16 protein-coding genes are annotated in these 19390 nt (G+C 42.1%); 4 read left to right on the top strand and 12 right to left on the bottom strand.

Annotation, left to right across the window (positions count from 1 at the left end; genetic code table 11):
• Positions 1-356 precede the first annotated feature (356 nt).
• Entirely contained in the window at positions 357-1616 is a 1260-nt protein-coding gene (locus ABF638_RS30565) for a glycosyltransferase (protein WP_435026619.1), read from the top strand.
• A 147-nt stretch (positions 1617-1763) separates the two neighbouring features.
• On the opposite strand, the gene ABF638_RS30560 is transcribed toward ABF638_RS30565, so the two are convergent.
• Complete coding sequence (locus ABF638_RS30560) at positions 1764-2666, bottom strand: class I SAM-dependent methyltransferase (protein WP_435026618.1); 903 nt, start codon at positions 2664-2666, stop codon at positions 1764-1766.
• 272 nt (positions 2667-2938) lie between these two features.
• On the opposite strand from ABF638_RS30560, the gene ABF638_RS30555 reads away from it, so the two are divergent.
• Complete coding sequence (locus ABF638_RS30555; protein ID WP_435026620.1) at positions 2939-4450, top strand: hydroxysqualene dehydroxylase; 1512 nt, start codon at positions 2939-2941, stop codon at positions 4448-4450.
• Between the two features lie 144 nt (positions 4451-4594).
• The gene (locus ABF638_RS30550) at positions 4595-4957 is read left to right on the top strand and encodes a DUF6464 family protein (protein ID WP_435026617.1); all 363 of its coding nucleotides are present in this window, start codon (positions 4595-4597) and stop codon (positions 4955-4957) included.
• Between the two features lie 173 nt (positions 4958-5130).
• On the opposite strand, the gene fmt is transcribed toward ABF638_RS30550, so the two are convergent.
• The gene (gene fmt / locus ABF638_RS30545; protein ID WP_435026616.1) at positions 5131-6162 is read right to left on the bottom strand and encodes a methionyl-tRNA formyltransferase; all 1032 of its coding nucleotides are present in this window, start codon (positions 6160-6162) and stop codon (positions 5131-5133) included.
• A 976-nt stretch (positions 6163-7138) separates the two neighbouring features.
• On the opposite strand from fmt, the gene ABF638_RS30540 reads away from it, so the two are divergent.
• Positions 7139-8461 carry a hypothetical protein gene (locus ABF638_RS30540; protein WP_435026615.1) on the top strand — a complete coding sequence of 441 codons (1323 nt, stop codon included), beginning with the start codon at positions 7139-7141 and terminating at the stop codon, positions 8459-8461.
• Positions 8462-8724: 263 nt separating this feature from the next.
• Here ABF638_RS30540 and minE read toward each other — a convergent pair whose 3' ends face one another.
• From minE to ABF638_RS30490, 10 genes are all read right to left on the bottom strand, one after another.
• A complete protein-coding gene (gene minE, locus ABF638_RS30535; protein ID WP_069073053.1) occupies positions 8725-9027 on the bottom strand; it encodes a cell division topological specificity factor MinE in 303 nt (100 codons plus the stop codon).
• A gap of 36 nt (positions 9028-9063) precedes the next feature.
• Positions 9064-9870 carry a septum site-determining protein MinD gene (gene minD, locus ABF638_RS30530; protein ID WP_012410009.1) on the bottom strand — a complete coding sequence of 269 codons (807 nt, stop codon included), beginning with the start codon at positions 9868-9870 and terminating at the stop codon, positions 9064-9066.
• Between the two features lie 172 nt (positions 9871-10042).
• Entirely contained in the window at positions 10043-11083 is a 1041-nt protein-coding gene (gene minC / locus ABF638_RS30525) for a septum site-determining protein MinC (RefSeq protein WP_435026614.1), read from the bottom strand.
• A gap of 165 nt (positions 11084-11248) precedes the next feature.
• Complete coding sequence (locus ABF638_RS30520; protein WP_435026613.1) at positions 11249-12574, bottom strand: four-carbon acid sugar kinase family protein; 1326 nt, start codon at positions 12572-12574, stop codon at positions 11249-11251.
• Positions 12575-12740: 166 nt separating this feature from the next.
• Positions 12741-13403: a hypothetical protein gene (locus ABF638_RS30515; protein ID WP_435026612.1), complete on the bottom strand. Its 663-nt coding sequence runs from the start codon at positions 13401-13403 to the stop codon at positions 12741-12743.
• 41 nt (positions 13404-13444) lie between these two features.
• Positions 13445-13891 (bottom strand): DUF29 domain-containing protein, encoded by a 447-nt coding sequence (locus ABF638_RS30510; protein ID WP_435026610.1) that lies wholly within the window; start codon positions 13889-13891, stop codon positions 13445-13447.
• A 145-nt stretch (positions 13892-14036) separates the two neighbouring features.
• Complete coding sequence (locus ABF638_RS30505) at positions 14037-15326, bottom strand: Glu/Leu/Phe/Val family dehydrogenase (protein WP_069073059.1); 1290 nt, start codon at positions 15324-15326, stop codon at positions 14037-14039.
• Positions 15327-15630: 304 nt separating this feature from the next.
• Positions 15631-16776 carry a beta-ketoacyl-ACP synthase gene (locus ABF638_RS30500; RefSeq protein ID WP_435026609.1) on the bottom strand — a complete coding sequence of 382 codons (1146 nt, stop codon included), beginning with the start codon at positions 16774-16776 and terminating at the stop codon, positions 15631-15633.
• A gap of 93 nt (positions 16777-16869) precedes the next feature.
• Complete coding sequence (locus ABF638_RS30495; RefSeq protein ID WP_435026607.1) at positions 16870-17670, bottom strand: peptidylprolyl isomerase; 801 nt, start codon at positions 17668-17670, stop codon at positions 16870-16872.
• Between the two features lie 171 nt (positions 17671-17841).
• Positions 17842-18411 carry a photosystem I assembly protein Ycf4 gene (locus ABF638_RS30490; RefSeq protein ID WP_069073062.1) on the bottom strand — a complete coding sequence of 190 codons (570 nt, stop codon included), beginning with the start codon at positions 18409-18411 and terminating at the stop codon, positions 17842-17844.
• Between the last annotated feature and the right edge of the window lie 979 nt (positions 18412-19390).

Raw genomic sequence — 19390 nt, 5'->3', positions numbered from 1 at the left:
TTCTTCGAGAAGTCGGGGATCTAATTTTTCACGAATGATTTAGGATTGCTATATACTGCACCCAAGATTTCCTTGAAAGTCAAATATAACTTATGAATTACGTAAATATTCAACAAGCACAATTTTATTATGAAAAGGACTTTATTACTTAAAATATGTATTTGGGTGGAGGAATAAAGTGCCTTGAATAAGTATTACGACTTAATCATAATTTTGCTAGATTTCATAATAGTAATTTTGTTGCATACGAGTTGTATATAAGTTGCGGTTGAGTATTTCACTGCTATAGGATCTAAGTTCTATAAGCTTCTTACAACAAAGATTTTATCTCAAGAACTTACAGGATTATCAGCAATATGAATGAGTTAGCAATAATTGTTTTTGGCATTCTAGCGGGTTTAGCGATTTACCAGACGCTACAGGTGCTGAATTTAGTATCTTTATTCCATTCACCAAGTCCAGAACCTGTGCAGGATGAGTCTTTGCCTAAAGCTGCAATTGTTCTTTCACTGCGAGGTGCTGATCCATTTTTAACTAACTGTATCCATGCCCTGCTAAATCAGAATTACCCACACTATAAAGTACATATTGTTATCGATAGTGAGGAAGATCCAGCTTGGGAAATTGTCAATGATACGATCTTGCGATCGCAAGCAACACATATCCAAGTCAAGCCTTTAACCTTTCGATATGACACTTGCAGTCTCAAATGTAGTGCATTAATTCAAGCTATTTCACAACTAGACAATTCTTACGATGTGGTGGCCCTATTAGATGCTGATGTTGTTGCTCATCCTGATTGGCTACGTGAACTAGTTGCACCTTTGGCGGATAAGCAAATCGGAGCCACTACAGGAAATCGCTGGTACATACCGCAAATTGGAAAGTGGGGTACGCTAGTTCGATATGTGTGGAACGCGCCAGCTGTCACCTTCATGTATATCTATCAATGCCCTTGGGGAGGTTCAATGGCATTGAAACTTTCGGTCTTACGCAAAGCGCAGTTGTTGGAAATATGGAAACAAGGAGTTTCTGTTGATAGCCCTATTCACAAAGCATTGCGAGAAATTGGCTTAAAAGTAAAATTTGTACCCTCAGTCATGATGAGTAATCGTGAAGAGTGCAACTTTGCCCAATGCTTGCGCTTTATTACACGCCAATTACTTGTCGCGCGACTCTATAATCCCAACTGGGCTGTGATTGCTAGTGCAGTATTGATCAACACATTAGCTTTACTCATGATCCCTCCAATGCTAGTAATTGCTTTAATCACTAGCAACTTTTATACTGCAATTTTGATTGCAGGTGGAGCCGTCAGCTATATTTTGGGAATAGCTTTATTACTGATGTTAGAGGAGCAAAGTGTGCGTCGAGTACTTCGAGCACGGGGCGAACCAACAGAAAGTTTTTCAGTCGTGATGATGGCAAAAGTATTGCTAGCAATTCCGCTAACACAATTGGTTTATGCAGTCACTACCATAGCAGCAATATTTGTACAAAGTGTCGAGTGGCGTGGCATAACCTATCAAATCAAAGATGCCTGGAATATTCGTTTAACTAAATACTATCCTTATCAACAATCGAACAAATCACTAGATACTAAAATTTCACTTTGAAGAATAAGTTTCCAGAGCTTAAATATTACATCATTGTCGATAGTAGACAAAGTTAATGAGCATTTATTTAAAATAAAAGCACAACAATGTTGTGCTTTCGTAGATTATTTGTATTCAGTTTATTGTGAAGAAAAGAGACTTTTTTAATTAATCCAGTTTACTGCTGTAGGCACTGAAACCATAAGCCAAAGTTTCTTTTAAATTACCTGATGGCTTCAGACTTCTGTTGATGGCTTTAGCAAAGGGCACTGGGATACCTTTGATGGTTTCCGGCAAAATCGCATATTCTTCTGTTGGTTCGACAATGTATTGTGGACACTTCGTTTTTAGACCAGCAGTAGCTAACATTTCCTCTATTTCAGCAGATGAATATTGCTTGAGATAAACTGGATTTATCACAAATGGGTTCAGCTTTCTCACAAAATTATGGATAATATGAGAAGGACAAGATTTGTTGTGAAAGGAATGATTAAAAACAAAAATTCCACCAGGCTTTAGCACACGAGATATATCAGCCAATAATTTTCTTAATTGTGCATCTGGGATATGCATAAAAACGCAGTTAGAAATTACCAAATCTATAGAATTATCTTCTAAAGGCAATATTTCAGCAGATGTACAAATCAAGTTAAATTCAGCTTCTGGAAAAAAATTATATTCTTGCTTGACCTTGATCAACCGACGTAATAAAGGTTCAGAAATATCAATTCCGTAATATTTCTCACATCTCAGATTTTTCGCTTTCGAGAGATGTAAAGGTGCGCGACCATAACCAGAACCAATCTCTAGAATAGAGCCAACAGATTTATTCAATGGAAATTTATTCCAAGTACCTCCAGGCGTGCCAGTTAGCAGAGTGTAATCTTGTTTAATGGGCGATGTATCTGCAATCTTTTCAATTTTTTGGGAACCATAATATGTTTTCCCGATTGCATCCCATGTTTTTTTATGTTGAGTATTATTCAACTGTTCATAATCGCTAGGAAAATAAATGCCATCTCGTAATTCAAAGTCATTCAGACTAAATTTTACATCTGCTAATTGACTCATTATGATTATTCCTCATGAATAGTTAAGTCTGTTTTCTGTTATACTCTCAACTCAGCATTAACTGCAAGTGATTTTTACTTAACCGCTTGCCTTGAGCCTTTTTCAAAGTCTATAGCTATTTTAAGTTCAATGGGATATGGTATGGGCGCACAGATGTGCGCTCAAAGCGCCTATTGCATCCCAACGAAAATCGCTGTAATAACAACCCATTGCCTGATCAGAACACAAGTTCGTATACATTAGTTGATGGACTGCAACAATTGGAGGCTGTGATGGTAGAAGGATCACAACAAAAACGGGTGGTAGTTATAGGTGCTGGTTGGGCTGGTTTAGGAGCAACCTACCATTTGGCAAAACAAGGTTATGATGTGACACTTCTAGAAGCAGGCCCCTATCCTGGTGGATTGGTGGCAGGTTGGCAAACACCAGCCGGCAAATCTGTTGAAGCGGGCATTCATGGCTTTTGGTATCCTTACAAAAATATTTTTTCCCTAATCAATGAATTAGGAATTAATCCTTTTACTACTTGGACTCGTTCTTCGCAATATTCGCCAGCAGGTTTGGAAGTTGAATCACCGATTTTTCAAGACTTACCGCGACTCCCCTCGCCACTGGGAACTTTTCTCTACACTCAGTTTAAGCGGCTGCCACTAATTGACCGTCTCAGTGCCCTGCCTTTACTTTATGCTGTCGTTGATTTTGATAATTCTGATGCAGCTTGGCGACGCTATGACTTTGTAACTGCCCGTGAGTTGTTCAAAGACTTTAACGTTTCTGCACGGCTTTACCGTGAGGCTTTTGAGCCAATGTTATTAGTGGGTTTGTTTGCTCCTGGCGAACAGTGTTCAGCCGCAGCAACTTTAGGGATGCTTTACTTTTTTATTCTGGCTCATCAACCGGATTTTGATGTAGTTTGGTGTCGGGGAACTGTTGGAGAAAAGATATTTCGTCCTTGGGTGGAACGTATCGAAAAAGCTGGCGCGCGAGTATTACCCAAGCGTCGAGTTACAGATTTAATTGTTGATAGTAATCATCAAGCCAAGGGTGTGGTTTGTGGTGATGAAGTTTTTGATGCAGATGCCGTGATTTTTGCGGTTGGGATCACAGGGATGAAGAAAATTGTCTCAACTAGTCCTAGTTTACAAAGCTGTGAAGAATTCCGTAATTTGAGCAATTTAGGAGCAATTGATGTTTTGGCAACGCGGCTATGGTTTGACCGCAAAATTGATATTCCTCGTCCTTCTAATGCTTGTTTTGGATTCGACACAAGTAGAGGTTGGACGTTTTTTGATTTGAATGCTCTACATGATGAATATCAAAATGAGCCGGGAACGGTGATTGAAGCTGATTTTTATCATGCAAATCAGTTTCTCAATTTGAGTGATGAGGAGATTTTACTCATAGTTCAGGGTTATTTAGCAACTTGTGTGCCAGCGTTTCGGGAGGCAAAGATAATTGATAGTAGTGTAATTCGGCTACATCAGGCCGTAACTCACTTTGCACCTGGTAGTTATCGTTATATGTTGCCCGCTAAGACAAGTTTTGAAAATGTGTTTATGAGTGGGGATTGGATTGTGAATCATCACGGTTCGTGGTCACAGGAAAAGGCTTATGTTACTGGTTTGGAGGCGGCGAATTTGGTGGTGTCTTATTTGGGAGAAGGTCAGCCATCTGAGATTTTAGCTGTAGAAGAGGATGAAGCGCATATCCAAGTGGCGCGATCGCTCAATCAAACTTTGCGTGACTTGGGCAAATCTATCCTACCTAACTTTTGGTTGCCGTAATCTGTAGGGAGGCACTACTGTGCATCCCTATCGTATGTATATTTCTTGCAATAAGAGTGAATTATTAATTGTAATCTAAATTCGGTAAGCTAAAGAAAGCTATTGCTATAACATCCTTAAATGTAAATCAAATCACATAAGCTTATGGAGCCAGACTCTTTACAAACCGAGGTGATTCTGACGCACCCGCGTGAGTCTCTCGGTAGAGTACAACTTGATTGGACACCCCAACCCGGAAACTATCTTGATTTTCAAGGTAAAACTTATGCGGTTTTAGAGCGCCGCCATAGATATAAACTTCAAGCTGGACGCTACCGCTTGCATAATATTGCCATTTATGTACAGTCTGCTAAACGACCATCTGAGAAAAGTTTGGTAGCAGGACGTTGGGTAATCGGTGATGCCACCTGCTGTTACAATGCTCATTCAGAACTCATTCGCTGTGCAGTCAACCCAGATGGCCCTTGCGAATCTTGCCGCTTTTATGAAAAGTTAGAAGTGATTTAATTTTGGATTTTAGATTTTAGATTTTGGATTTCGGTGTGAGCGCTACTTCGACCCTTCTCTAAGAGACGCTGCGCGAACGGCAGAGGAAGGGCAAGCAAGCTCAATACAAGTCAGTCGAATACTTTTTCCTTCAATCCAAAATCCAAAATTCAAAATCTAAAATTGCCAACCCTTCAACTCCCCGCACCAAAAACTTCTCCCACAGTTAAGCGGGTACCATTAACAAAATCCCATCCCGACTGGGGACGTTTACCAGCTAGCTGAACCTCTCGCAACAGCAACAAACCTTCCCCAGTTTGAACGATCGCCCCAATTCCTTTAACAATGCTCACTACAACTCCCGGTTGATCTGATAAGTTTGATAAATCGGGTAATTTATGTGCTATTTCTTGTAATTCTGGTGGGAGATTGCGTAGATGCGGAGCGGCTTGTCGCCAGACATCGCCTACAGCACCAAGGGGAGCAGAAGCGGTGATTTTCAAGAGGTTGTCACGAAAAGTAGCCGTGCAGTTAGGGTAAAAGCCTCTGATTTGATTGTGTAATTGGATCGCGCTTTTTGACCAATCCAAACCATAATCTGGTTTTTGAATCAGAGGTGCATAAGTAGCTGCTAAATTATCTTGGGGAATTGGTTGAATTTCCTGGCGTTCCAACTTCAACAGAGTTTCCACCAACAAATCTCCACCGATCGCAGCTAGTCTGTCGGCTAAATCTTGGGTATTATCCAGTAATCCAATGGGTGTAGTGGCTATTTGTAGCATTGGGCCGGTATCCATCCCCACATCCATCAACATGGTCGTGATCCCCGTTTCTTCCTCACCGTTATACAAACACCACTGAATCGGCGCTGCACCGCGATATTTGGGTAAAATTGAGCCATGCACATTAATGCAACCCAACTTTGGCATCTTCAATATTTTTGACGATAAAATCTGTCCATAGGCGACAACAACAAACACATCTGCGTCTGATTGTTTGAGTTGGGTTAAAGTTTCAGTGTCTTTTTTCACCCGCTCAGGTTGCCATACTGGTAAGTTGTGAGCAGTAGCGATCGCTTTTACTGGTGACGGGATCAATTTATTTCCGCGTTCCCGACGTTTATCTGGTTGAGTGACAACTGCCAACACCTCAAATTCTGAATGATTCAATAACTTTTCCAGCGTGGGTACAGCAAACTGCGGTGTACCAAAAAATACAATTTTCATTAATAAATTAGTCGTTAGTAATTAGTTAATCGTAAGTGCGCCCCTCATAACTGACAACATTTAAGTTGCATATTGAAACAGAATTGACCAAGCCAGGATTTAGCAGACGCATTCTAGATGGCAGTCACAAAACATAGTTGATTTGCTGTAAATAATATTGGCTGTTTGGTGGTACAATGTTCTCGTATTGTATTAGTGAAACCAAAAGCTGCTTGATTCACTTAATAGTTAAGTTGACAAGTGTAACAGCTAGCATCAACTACATCTGCCTCTAGTGAACCTAATCACCTAGTGGTTTTTCGTTACGATTCGCTAGAGCATCTACCGAGTAAACTTCCCTGTGTTCCTGATAATTTTCCCAAAGTTGGCTTTAAATGCAGTTGGGTTTCTAAAAAACTATTGCGTCTTCTAGCTATTTTTGTAGTTTAGATTGCAATTTTTAAATTTGGGTTGCTGACAGCAATATTTTCTGAGTATGATGTATTATGCGTCCGCTTTCCCAGGTTTTTAATTAACGCCTCACGTTTACCATTCTGAGGGTTTGCGCTGTTATATTTAGTGTATGACCTGGCTTGTTTGCTGTGTACTAGCGATCGCTAGTACGATCCCCAATAGCCAAGTTATTTAGCTCTTGCTTACCAGCGTTATTCGCCTAACCTATACCCTGAATCTCCATTAACCAATACCTGTTTTTGGTGTGGTTTTGGATAGCAACAGCAAATTTATATATCGTGTAGTAATTACTGAGTTCTCAGCATATTTACTATACTCGCATATCTTTGCAAAAAAACATTCAGTACCTTAGTAATAAAAGGTGTAGACGATGATACCTAATTTTTGTAAAACTCTGCAAACTTTGAAGAAATTATCTAGTCATTGCTTTTAGTTTCTTGTTATACATATAATTACCGCCTGCCCCATTGCTGCTGATGTATTGCTTCTCACATAGCAACCGCCCCCTCTAGAGAGTCTACAAATGCTTAAACCCCTTTTGCTGTCAGGATGGTTCCGCGCACAACCATTTCTCAATTACGTTGTCGTTGTGATACTGATTGCACCCTTGTTAGGGGCATCAGGTCAATCGATCCCAGTAAGATCCGAAGTAGCTAAACTAGCTTCGACAACTGGAGATTCTGACTCTGTATCAAAGGAAATAGCTGTAGTTGGGGAACCTGAGATAGCTGAAATATTCAAAGCAGATCAAATCAACTCCTTAACAGAAGATTTTGACTCTGTACCAACACAAAGTACTGCTCTCCAGGAACCGCAAGTATTACCAGCGGATAAAATTGATTATTTGGCTCAAGTAGATAGTTTTGTGGCAAACAGCGATTTAACTGTTCCTGATACTTTGGCAGCAGTTGAACTCGCACCATTAACAGATACTCCTGTTAGTCAGCTGAATTTAATACAAAAACTCAAAGCTGCTAATATTAAGTCTTTGAAAGGACAAGGAAATTCTCTCTCTAGAGAAAAGTCTTTTACTAAATCATTGGCAGCAATTCAAGTAGCACCAACTCTGAGAGAATTACAACCAACCATAACCACAGAAATACCTGCTACTGAATCAATTGATGAGTCCCAAGCAGAACAAATAGATCCTATCGGTAGTCCTCATCCTATTCCTTGGAAATGGATTACAGCTACTCAAGAAGCAATTGGTTCTAAGGGTGGTTCTGGAGTGCGCCACTACCGCAGCGTACCTGTGGTTTCTCCAGATGGTAAATATGCTGTCTATAGCCGGGTGCAACTAGAAGTCAAACCCCAAATGTACAACAGCCGTGTCACCAGCATTATGTTTGTCCAAGATATGCAAACTAAAAAGTTGTGGGTGATGGCTTCAACAACTCCAGTTAGCGATCCTTTATTAAAGGTAAAGGCTGTAAAGGCGGAAGCCTCAGAAGAAACTGATACGAGCGGTAAGATTGGGGTATTAGTTCCTGTTAGCTGGTCAGAAAAAGGCGATCGCTTCTTAGCACGCAAATTTGAAGGTATATTTAACGCAGGTGATTCTACAGATAGTGCAGTGATTTGGGATCGGCAAAAAAATCACACGAATACAGTAGCTCCTGCTAACCAGGAAGATGAGCATGAGAAAATCGCTGTATTGTTAGGCTGGAGTAAAAGCCAACCAGATCATGTGCTGTTCCGTGCAGGTGAATTGGGCGAGGAAAACTGGCCGTTAATGCAAGTTACTAATGATGGTAAGACTGTAACTACAACAGACGATGATCAGCCGATTACTTTTGGCAAAAAGGTTACAGAAATTTGGGCAGGCCCACAAGTCGCTTACCGATAGGTTATAAAAAATCCTATATACTCCCGTTGTTAACACTACTGACAACGGGATTTTTCTATGTGATAAATATTTTTGATGTTGCTGAATTTAGATATTTTTGTGTTAGACAAATTTATATTTTCAATCAGCAATATGATGTCCACCTAATCACCGATAATCAGCAGTTTGTAGTGGGGACTTCAGTCCTCAAAACCAGGACTAAAGTCCTTACTACGAACGAACAATTTAACTAAATCCTACAATAAAAATACTTAAAATTAAAACTAGAGAGGCTTAGGCTTATCACCCCTTTCCCATTCAGGTATAGCCCCTTTCACCCGCCGGATGGGTAAGTTGGCAATTAAAGCTGTGGTTCGTTGGTTGCTTTCTAAGGAGAACTCCAAGCCCTCTGTCTCAATTTCTACATAGCGACAGACTACATCTAGGATTTCTTTCCGCATTTTTTCCAACGTTTGAGGATCTAAGTCGGCGCGATCGTGAGCAATCACCAATTGCAGGCGACGTTTAACTTGAGTTCGACTGCTATCAGGGCCGCGAAAAAAAAGTTTTTCTAGAAGTTCAATCATTACGAATAGGTCTGGGGCGGAGACTGGAAAGGTAAGTTAAACAATCTTTGTCCACAACAACCTTCGTAGACGGGCGAAGATGCTGTCTTGGGACGAGTCGATCTCCAGAAATTCGACACTTTCTCCTTCTAATCTACGAGCAATGTTCTCAAAGGCTGTGGCAGCTAAAGAGGGATTTTCCGCTAACACTAAGGGTTCGCCGCGATTGGTAGATACAATAACACGCTCGTCGTCAGGGATTACCCCGATCAGGGGGATGGCGAGAAGTTCCTGAACATCTTGCACTGACATCATATCATTTGCCTGCACCATTGCGGGTCTGATGCGGTTAATTATTAAATGAACACGCTTGATACCTTGTGCTTCTAGTAACCCCACTACCCGATCAGCATCACGAACTGAAGAAATTTCTGGTGTGCTGACAACTAGCGCTTCTTTTGCCGGGCCGATCGCATTTTTAAACCCATTTTCAATCCCGGCAGGGCTATCAATAATCACATACTGATACTTTTGCGCTAGTGCATTCACCAATAACTTCATCTGTTCAGGTGTGACTGCATCTTTCGAGCGATTTTGGGCTGCTGGGAGGAGTACGAGATTTGGTTGGCGCTTATCTTTTACCAAGGCTTGTTCTAGGCGGCACTCTCTGGCTAAGACTTCTACCGCAGTATAAACGATGCGGTTTTCCAGCCCTAACAGCAAATCCAAATTTCTCAGACCAAAATCCGCATCAACCAAAGCAACTTGACGCCCCATTTTGGCTAAAGCCATACCCAGATTTGCTGAAACTGTGGTTTTACCCACTCCTCCTTTACCGGAGGTAATCACAATAATGCGAGTCATGATAGAAATGCGGTCAATGAGGGTTCAGGAAATATAAAACAGTAAATTGCAGTATAAAGTATGAAGTATCGTATCAAGTATGAAGAAATATCTGTTCTCCCTAATGATGGCGAGGCATGAATATTTGTTTGATTTCATCCTTACTTATATACTTCATTCTTTAAGTAAATATTTATGGCTCTTGATTGCTCTTGGTGAATTGGTTTCTGGAAAAATCAGTCGCCCTAGCGATGCGAATTCCTTGGGGCGTAATATGTGCCACCTCTGGAGAAAACTGCATTGGTGGTTTTTCTGGTGCCCTAGCGACAGCATCGGCAATCCGCAGTTGGGTTGGTTCCATTTGCAAGGCCATAATCAGACACTCACGATTACCTCCAGCCCCAGCATGAGCGATTCCACGCAGACGACCCCAGATAATGATATCTCCATCTGCAATTACAATACCACCTGGGTTTAAATCTCCCAAGAGAATTACTGTACCAGGATGACGAATTTCTACTCCAGAGCGGACTGTCATTTCTAAATAGAGGGCATCTGCCTGGGGGATGGCTGTAGCCGTTGGCTCCGAACTTAGGGAAGTTACGGGCTGCAATTGTTCTACAGAATACCCTGATGTTACGGCTGCGATCGCAGTTTGCCGCCGACTTGTTGAGACAGATATCAGTCGGAGTTGGACTTCACTTAAAGCCTCGGCGAGTTCTTGGAGTTGTCTGGCATCTACCAGGCGGTCTTGTGCCATTAAATGCACAGGTGTATTAGATACACGGAAGCGATCGCCAGCATTCAGACGTTGCCTTATTTGTTGCCAAATATCAGACCAACTAAGTTCTGAGGCAGATAATTGAGATTCCGGGGGCAAAATTAATAACAGTCGTCCCTCCTTACTCTTTAACTGGACTTGAGTATTGTCACTTATACGATGCACTGGTATTGCTGATTCATTGGGATTTAAATCAGTCAGGATAAAATCTGAAGGGGCATCAGTATTTGACTCTACATCTGGGTTGGTAGGATTTGACTCTACATCAGCAAGGACAGTATTTGATTTTAAATAAAGAAGGACAGATTTTAACTCCGCATCCGGGAGGATAGAATCTGACTCTACATCAGAAACAGTAGGATTTACCTCTACCTCTGAAAGGATAGAGTTTGATTCTGCATTAGGAAGTGCAGAATTTGACTTTAGATTGGGAATCGCAGAATCAGAAGTCATGCAGTACTAGCCCAAAGACAACAGATTTTAAATTTTGGGTCGCACCTTTGGTGCGTTTCCAGCGCAACTTGGATTTTGGATTTGTGTCACTCACAAGGGGTGTTGGTGTAGCAAGACGTTAGTCCGACATCAACCAAAAGATTCTTTAATCTAAAATCTAAAATCTCAAATTGTCACGGTCAACCTCTGATAAATTGTCCCCAAGGCATCAGCATCACCGACGTTACCAGGAAACAGCACCACAGGTAAGTTAGGAAACTGAGGATGATCGGATGGTGTTAAGACCATTGAACAACCAGCTAAAATTTGACCTAGTAAACGGGCTGAGGTTAAAGCTAGTCCAGTACTCAAGACATCGTTTGAAGTAATGCCACCTTTGCTGATTAAGAATCCTATATCAGATGGTAAACCACGCACAATATCCATCAATAAACCTGAAACTTTTACCCCAAACTCCAATCTTGTCTCGACATCTTTAAAACTCAGTTCCTGACGGCTAGTATAAACCACTGGTGTTTTGCCAGCATTGTGTGCTGCCCGTGTACTTTCCTGAATTTCAGTTAGCAATGCAGCAGATTGATTTGGATCATCATTAAGTAATCGCGCTACATTTACTTCGATTCCTACCGTTCCTTCTACTTGTAACAGCGCCTCTAATTGCTGAGTAGTCTTTTTCACATGAGAACCAACAATCACCGCACCTGGTTTGCCTTGGCGCACATACTGCGCCATCTTTTCGGCGGCAATGGGTTGGGGTGGTAAAGCGGCTAAAGCTGTTAAAATACTTGCTGCACTGCGAAATAGAAAGCGTTTCCCTTGACTTGCTGCTGCTAATATATCTGCTGCAAAGCGGTTAAGATCAGCTTGAGTTTCACCATCTACAACAGCGCACTGATTACCATTAAGTTGTAACAATCGTTCCAAACTACCAGCGCGAATATCGGCTAGGAGAAACCTTTCTACAACTTCAGCACTAATTCGTCCTTGAGTCTTTTCTTCGACATACTTGGGCAAGTAACTGTGATGGTAGCTGAAGACGGAATCACGGGCAAATTCGGTTTCATGGACTGGGGTGGTTACACCGCCAATAATCAAGTAATGTACGCTGTCGCGAGTGATGCGTCCGCCTTCAAAAAAAGCTGGTACGAGAAAATGAGCATCAAAAGGGCCGAGTTCTTGTGCGATCGCATCAGTTTCAATGGGATAATGTCCCCGCAAAGTAGAATCAGAACGGCTGACAATCAGAAAATCGTCAATTCCTTCAGCATTCAAAGCGATTTTTAGGTTCTGGCAAACTTCTTTGGTGACAGATGCAGCTGACTCTGGCGTTAGCGATCTAGTATTAGTCAGCACAAAGAAAATCGGCGAATCATCCTGCAACCCGCGGCGTAAAGTGTCCACATCCCAGTGCATTAGCAGTAAGCAGCTATGGACTGTTTGAGAACCTGTTGGGTCATCATCCAGGACAATTATTTTGGGTTTGTTGCTCATTTAAGTCAACGGGTGATTGTTTTCTGGGAAAGAATTGGGCGACTAAAAGTCGCTACAACACAAAGCAAAGTCCACCTCCGTGGACTAATCAGGATTAATGGTTTTCTAACCTGCGGAGGCAGGTTTTGTCTCGTGTAGCTGCGACTAGAAGTCGCCCAAGCTTTACTCAGCCTTTCTGCAATTTTCTGATTTCTGCTTGCACATCGATCGCAATTTGCAATGATTGATTTAGCAGTTGAGCATATTCGCCTGCTTGACTACTAACTTGTAAAGCTTTCAGGCTGGGTAAATTATTGACAAATAGCTCTTGATTATTTGCAAGCAATTTTTTATTATCTCGCAAAATTCGTTCCGTTTTCAGAGCGCGGACTAAATCTTCTCTAATTAGTTGTAGGGCGGCGGTTACTTTATCTCGGTCATGGATACTGCTTTCTACGTTTCCTGATGCTGCCAATTGGTCATTAATATCGATGGCAGCAACCAGATCATGATATTTATCAACTTCGTCTAAAAGTATTGTCAGTCCTTCAGGACAGCTTAATTGTCGCCACAGCCATCGCCCCACTAATATCGGCATGGGCACTAAAATTAATAAAAGAATTCCTAGTCGAATTGAAGAACCAATTGTTGGCAAAATAATAAACGCGTAAACAAAGCCAACAATTATTGGCGTTAGCGCCAGCGTCACCAGCATTTCACTGATCAAAAACCCTAATCGCTTTTTGCTATCTCGCAGAACCGAGGGACGAAAAACGTCTTCTGGATCGAACCCAGTTAAACGTCTCAGTTCCCCTTTGCTAATTTCCAAGCCTATTAAATCCGGCTGCACGACTGGATAACTCCTATGGAAGCCCAAGTTAAGTATCTATTTTAATCGGCTTTACCGTGATGATTGTGGTTATATTCGGGAAACCAGTTTTCATCTAAAATTTGTTCTAAAGAACCAATGGGTATAAAAGGGAATATGTCAATGGCAAGTTGAGAGCGATCGCTTGCTTCTGTCCTTGCATCTTGATAACATTCATCAAATATTTCTAAAATGTAAGGTTTTAAGCTAGGACTATCTTTCAGAGCTTTTTTAATCTCTCTACGAAAAGTCCTGATTTCCCCTTTCCAATGTCCTTGATTACGTTCTCGTTCTTTATCCCAACATTTGAGTTTTAGCAGATGTTGAAGAAGCTTAATTAATAAACTTTCAATAGCTTCCCATTGTCCAGGGCGAAAGTTGGCTGTTGAATTATCCAGTGCTTGACGCAGAAGCAATAATCCTTGTTTGTGGAGGTCAGTTACCATATATACCAAGTATCTAATTGTCATTTCTGTTGTAATATTAAAGACAACTAGCACTAGTAATGTTGGAGCGATCGCTCAATAAAAAAAGGCAGATAAATCAATGGCGGATCAAGTATAATTACTGCCGACAATGATCTATTCTGCCCCGTGAACGACTAAGTATAAAAACTTAAGGATAAAGACCTCTATCAGTAAGTGCTTGCGCCACTCTACCCACTCCTAAAGTGTAAGCTGCTAATCTTAAAGGAATTTGCCGCACCTCCGACTGGTGAATCACCTTGCGGTACGCTTGCACCATCAAATGTTCCATTTCGCGGTTGACGCGCTCCTCATCCCAAAATACATAAGAAAGACCTTGTACCCACTCTAAATAACTGACTACCACACCGCCAGCATTTGCCAAAATGTCTGGTAGCACTATCACTCCCCGCGCCTCTAAGGCCAAGTTAGCCTCAAGAGTAACCGGGCCGTTTGCTGCTTCTGCCACAATCTGCGCCTGTACCTGATTCACATTTTCTTCAGTGATTTGGTTTTCTAAAGCCGCTGGTATTAAGACATCGCAGGGTAAAGTTAACAAATCTGCATTGCTAATTGGTACAGATTGCGGAAAACCCACAATACTCTTGCGATTTTCAGCAGCATAAACTTTCAACTTGGGAATATCAAGACCAACTTCGGAAAATATTCCTCCAGCACCCGTTGAAACGGCAAGAATTTTCGCGCCTGCTTCATATAGTAATTCTGCTGCGGCACCACCTACATTACCAAACCCCTGAATAACTACTCGCACTCCTGCCAAAGATTTACCTTGATCTGCTAGCGCCTCACGCACAGTAATCATCACACCACGTCCAGTTGCCATTTCTCGTCCCAGAGAACCACCAATAGAAAGCGGTTTCCCAGTCACAACTCCTGGTACAGCATTACCAACATTCACAGAATAAGTGTCCATCATCCAAGCCATTTCACGGGACGAAGTACCCATATCTGGCGCAGGAATATCTACGGAAGGCCCAATATCTTTAATTAACTCGCTGATATAACGGCGGCTGATTCGCTCTAATTCGCCAACACTATAGCGTTTTGGATCTATGGGAATGCCACCCTTACCACCACCATAAGGAATACCTAACAAGGCACATTTCCAGGTCATCAGCATTGCTAGAGCGGATACTTCCCGCAGTGTTACAGCCGGATGGTAACGAATTCCGCCCTTGTAGGGGCCTAAAACATCGCAGTGTTGCACACGATGTCCAGCGAGAACTTGTATTTCGCCATTATCTAGTTTCACGGGAATGGAAACTGTGACGACCTTACGCGGGTGGCTGAGAATTTCCAGCAAACCCTGATTTAAATTTAATTCTTTAGCTGCCGCTTCTAAGTAGCTACACGCTTGATCAAATGGGCATATATGCGCTGGAGAAGCGGGTTCTGGCAGCAACAGTGATTTTGAAATCATAAAATTTTCTCCTAATCACGGTATCTTTACGAACCGGATATCATTCTGTAACTAGCTTATCCTTTTTTTGGGAGAAGTGGGAATTTTGTAGTTTTTGTTACAGTTTTATATTTTATATTCTGCTATAGGAAAAAATCAATATGTGGACTACTGGTCAAATTCATTTTGACGGTTAGAGAGACGCGATAAATCGCCGTCTCTACAGGAAATTTATCCATCAATTATTTATTGACAGACTACTACCACATTCTAGATAGCCTGCTTTCTTAAGGAAATCCAAAAAATAAATTATCCCCACAGGTTTTTATCTTGTTAATGCGATCGCAACATTCTGTCCACCAAAGCCAAAACTCAAACATAATACCTGCCTAATTTTACTTAGACGTGCTGCTGTAACGATATCTAAGTCGAACTCTGGCTGCTGGAATCCTACACAAGGTGGTAAAATTTGATGCTTTAATGCCATGAGAGAAAAAGCCACACCTAACGCTCCAGATGCCCCTAGTGTATGACCTGTGCTTCCCTTGGTGGAACTAACCGCCACGCCTTGAGGAAACAAACGCTGGATTACCATACTCTCCATCTGGTCATTTAGCTGGGTAGCTGTGCCATGAGCATGAATATAATCGATATCGGCTGGTGAGAGACAACTACGTTCTAGACATTGCTTGATGGCAGCGATCGCACTTTTGCCTTCTGGTTCTGGTGAATTACTATGATATGCGTCGTTGGTTAAGCCGAAACCGAGAATTTCACCATATACTTTTGCTTGTCGCTGTTTTGCCAACTCTGCTGATTCTAAGACAAACACAGCCGCGCCTTCACCCAAAACTAAGCCTTCCCGATGCAAATCAAAAGGATAAGCCCCAGTTTTCGCCAAAGCACCCATCTGCTGAAACCCAGCTAAAGTTAGGGGTGTGATTGGTGCTTCTACTGCGCCAGCGATCGCTTGTTGACATTGCCCAGTTTGGATAAGTAAAGCTGCTTGGGCAATAGACCAAATTCCTGTTGCACAAGCTGCCATTGGTGCTAAAACCGTTCCAGATGCACCAATTTGTCGCGCAGCTGCGATCGCATTCATGTGAGGTAATGTATCTAGCCAGTTTCCAAAAGAGGAAACGGGAAAATTCTTCGCGTCACTATACATTTGCCGAGCCAGAATTTCCCAAGACGCTTGATAAGAGCGACTCGATCCAATTACTACAGCACAATCAGCTAAAGGTGGAACTAACCCAGAATCTTGCAAAGCAGAAGTAACAACCATCTGAGTTAACATTGTCAATTCAGATGGTTGTTGTCCAATTAAACCTAGAGGAAATGGTGTAAGTTCTGGAAATGGTTGATGTAATCGAATTCCAGATTTCCCTGCTAGCAAATTTTGCCAGCTATCCTCTAAGCTTCCACCCAAGCCGGAAACTAGACCAATACCAGTGACATAAACCTTAACCAATTTGCAATTTGGGGGATGAGGTGGATCAGGAAGATGAGGAAGAATAATAATCGTTTTTTTACTTCCTCATCTCCCTCATCTCCCCCTGCTCCTCTACTGTGCAGGTGTTTTCAGATTTTCAGCACCTTGGGTAACTTTGGCAGAGTCAATGCGATCGCCTTGCTGAATTTTGTTGACTACATCAAGGCCTTGAGTGACATTGCCAAACACGGCGTAGTTGCCATCTAAAAACGCCAAATCCGCCAAAGCAAAGTAAAACTGAGCAGAAGCAGAGTCTGGTGATTGCGATCGCGCCATTGCTACTGCACCCTGTTTATGGGGCAATATGACAGGTTGAGTAGTAGCATCAAATGGTTTATTGTAAACCGGAGTATCTGAACCTTTTGGCTTAACTTCTAAAGGTATATAGCGAGCATTGCCCGTTTTTGGGTCAATATAGCTACCGGTTCCTAATCTATCTGCTGGAACTTTTGGGTCTTTACCTTGGGGATCGCCGCCTTGAACTACAAAAGGTTGGGGTTCACGCACAACTCGATGGAAAGGTAAACCATCGTATACACCCTTTTGTACTAAATCTACGAAATTGCCAGCTGTAATGGGGGCATCAGTGCCGTCTACTTCGATAGTAATCGGCGAACCTTTAACCGTTAGCACCACAGTAGCCTTGCCTTCAAGCCGTGGTAAATCCGCCATTCCAGGAACACTCTCACTGCTAGTTTGAGATACAGATGTTGCATCACTAGTTGTCTTGGTGCTTGCCTCGCTTGTAGTCGAGGTAGCTGTTGAGCCTGGAGAAGACGTATTAGAAGCGACTTGCTGTGGTGAACATCCTCCCAGCATCAAGGCACTGATAATTACAAGAGAAAGCAAAAATTGTGAAATTTTTAACCGCATTGCCAGTTACTGATTTAACCAGAGTATCTTATCGTCTCAAGAGGGAATGGGGAAGAAGCAAGGGAGCAGGGAGCAGGGGGAAAGGGAGAAGAGTTTCCCCTCAGCAAGAGCAGCACCCTATGCCTCTGCCTCTTTTCAATGCCCAATGCCCCATGCCCCATGCCCAATCTCTTACAGTCCTTCTAACGAGACTCCCAAAAAGCGGGCTAACTTTGCGCCTTCTGTTTCCAACTCAGTTAGAGATAGCGGTTGTCCAACCCGTGTTAAGGGTATATCTCGCCGCCCCTTAATGCGTAGATAGAGGGCGCGACGGGGATTAAGACCTTCTTTGACGGCGATTCGCACAGATTGCACATCTTCTATGCGACTATCAATCTCAATTCGGCGATTTTTGCCAGGAAACCCCCAACGGAAGATTTTGATTGTGCCAGTTTCCTGATTAAATTCGTTGTAACCGCCTCCTACATCCAATAAAATCACTAGCCACAAGTATGTAGCTAATAGCAAGCCAGCAGCGCCATATAACCCCATTACCAATCCTTGGGGGACGAATACCAGTTGAGTTGGATCGGAAACTATGAGTAAATTAACTTTTAAATAACTGGATAACCCAGCCAATAAAAAGCCGCTTGCTCCCAAGGTAACGATGGTTGCCCACCAGTAGTTACTAAACCGACGAGAACCGAGAACATTTTGATGCAGGAGGCGATCGCCTTTGTTAATCGTTGTTGATGTCGTCATTGAACTACCATTGCCTGTGAGATACTCGCTGTGACATACTCGCACACTGAATGCTTTTGCATAGAGTGGTGGCTCTCTGTGCTAATCCGGCTACTGCTTAGGAGGCACTTCAGCACTGTTTTAAGTCCACCGGATAACCTGCCGCAGACTATGAATTTTTTACCCTGTAATCTACAAATTTTACTATCTCGGATGATGCTGGCTTACTTGCACTACGAGACAAACCACTTAGGCTATTTGTATTTAGTCAAGATGTGCCAACTTTCTTTCCCCTTGGCTAACGTTTCACATAGGTTTTCCAGAGGTGTATCAACGACGGTGGTGGCGAAGTTACCATCCACATTTTACCAAACATCGTTCACAAAAACTCAACTGCGCCCCTCCATGTTCCTGCTACCGATATAATTTCTTAGGGTATGTTGTAGTACCATTTTTTCGCTCAATGGCTTCTAAAAATTCTTTCTTCCCTCCCCCTCAGCCCCCTATATCCCCTGTTCCTCTCTTTCTGCCTCTTTTTCACCTCTTGGGAATGAGTTAGCTACATACGTCCATCTGCATTAATTTTTTTCAGATTTCTGAGAAAAGTTGTGTCAAATTGTAAAAATTCTGATATTCATATTATTAATAAGGTTCGTGTTTCATAGCTCATTTGCTTCTGCGTATCAGGCAAAAACCCTGACTAATGTGATAAGTTAAGAATCATTAAGTTACCACAAGCTAGATTACTAGCTGATGGTACGTGTAATGGCATAAACAAAGAGAAATCCTGATTTAACTAATCAGTAAGCTCTCAGAATCTCAATTGCTTTTAAGCTGCTGAGATCGTCAAAAAAAACGTTAATTCCTCACGGTAGTCGGTTAGATTGACTCTCCGTACTACCTTAAAAACGTTGCAATTTTAGTAAAAAATGAGGATTTAGTCCGATGACCATCGCAGTTGGACGCGCCCCCAGTAGAGGGTGGTTTGACGTTCTAGACG

This window comes from Nostoc sp. CALU 1950 (genome assembly GCF_051172895.1).
Classification (GTDB): domain Bacteria; phylum Cyanobacteriota; class Cyanobacteriia; order Cyanobacteriales; family Nostocaceae; genus Nostoc; species Nostoc edaphicum_A.
Note: the sequence above shows the minus strand (reverse complement) of the source record. Positions and strands in the feature narration are given on the sequence as shown.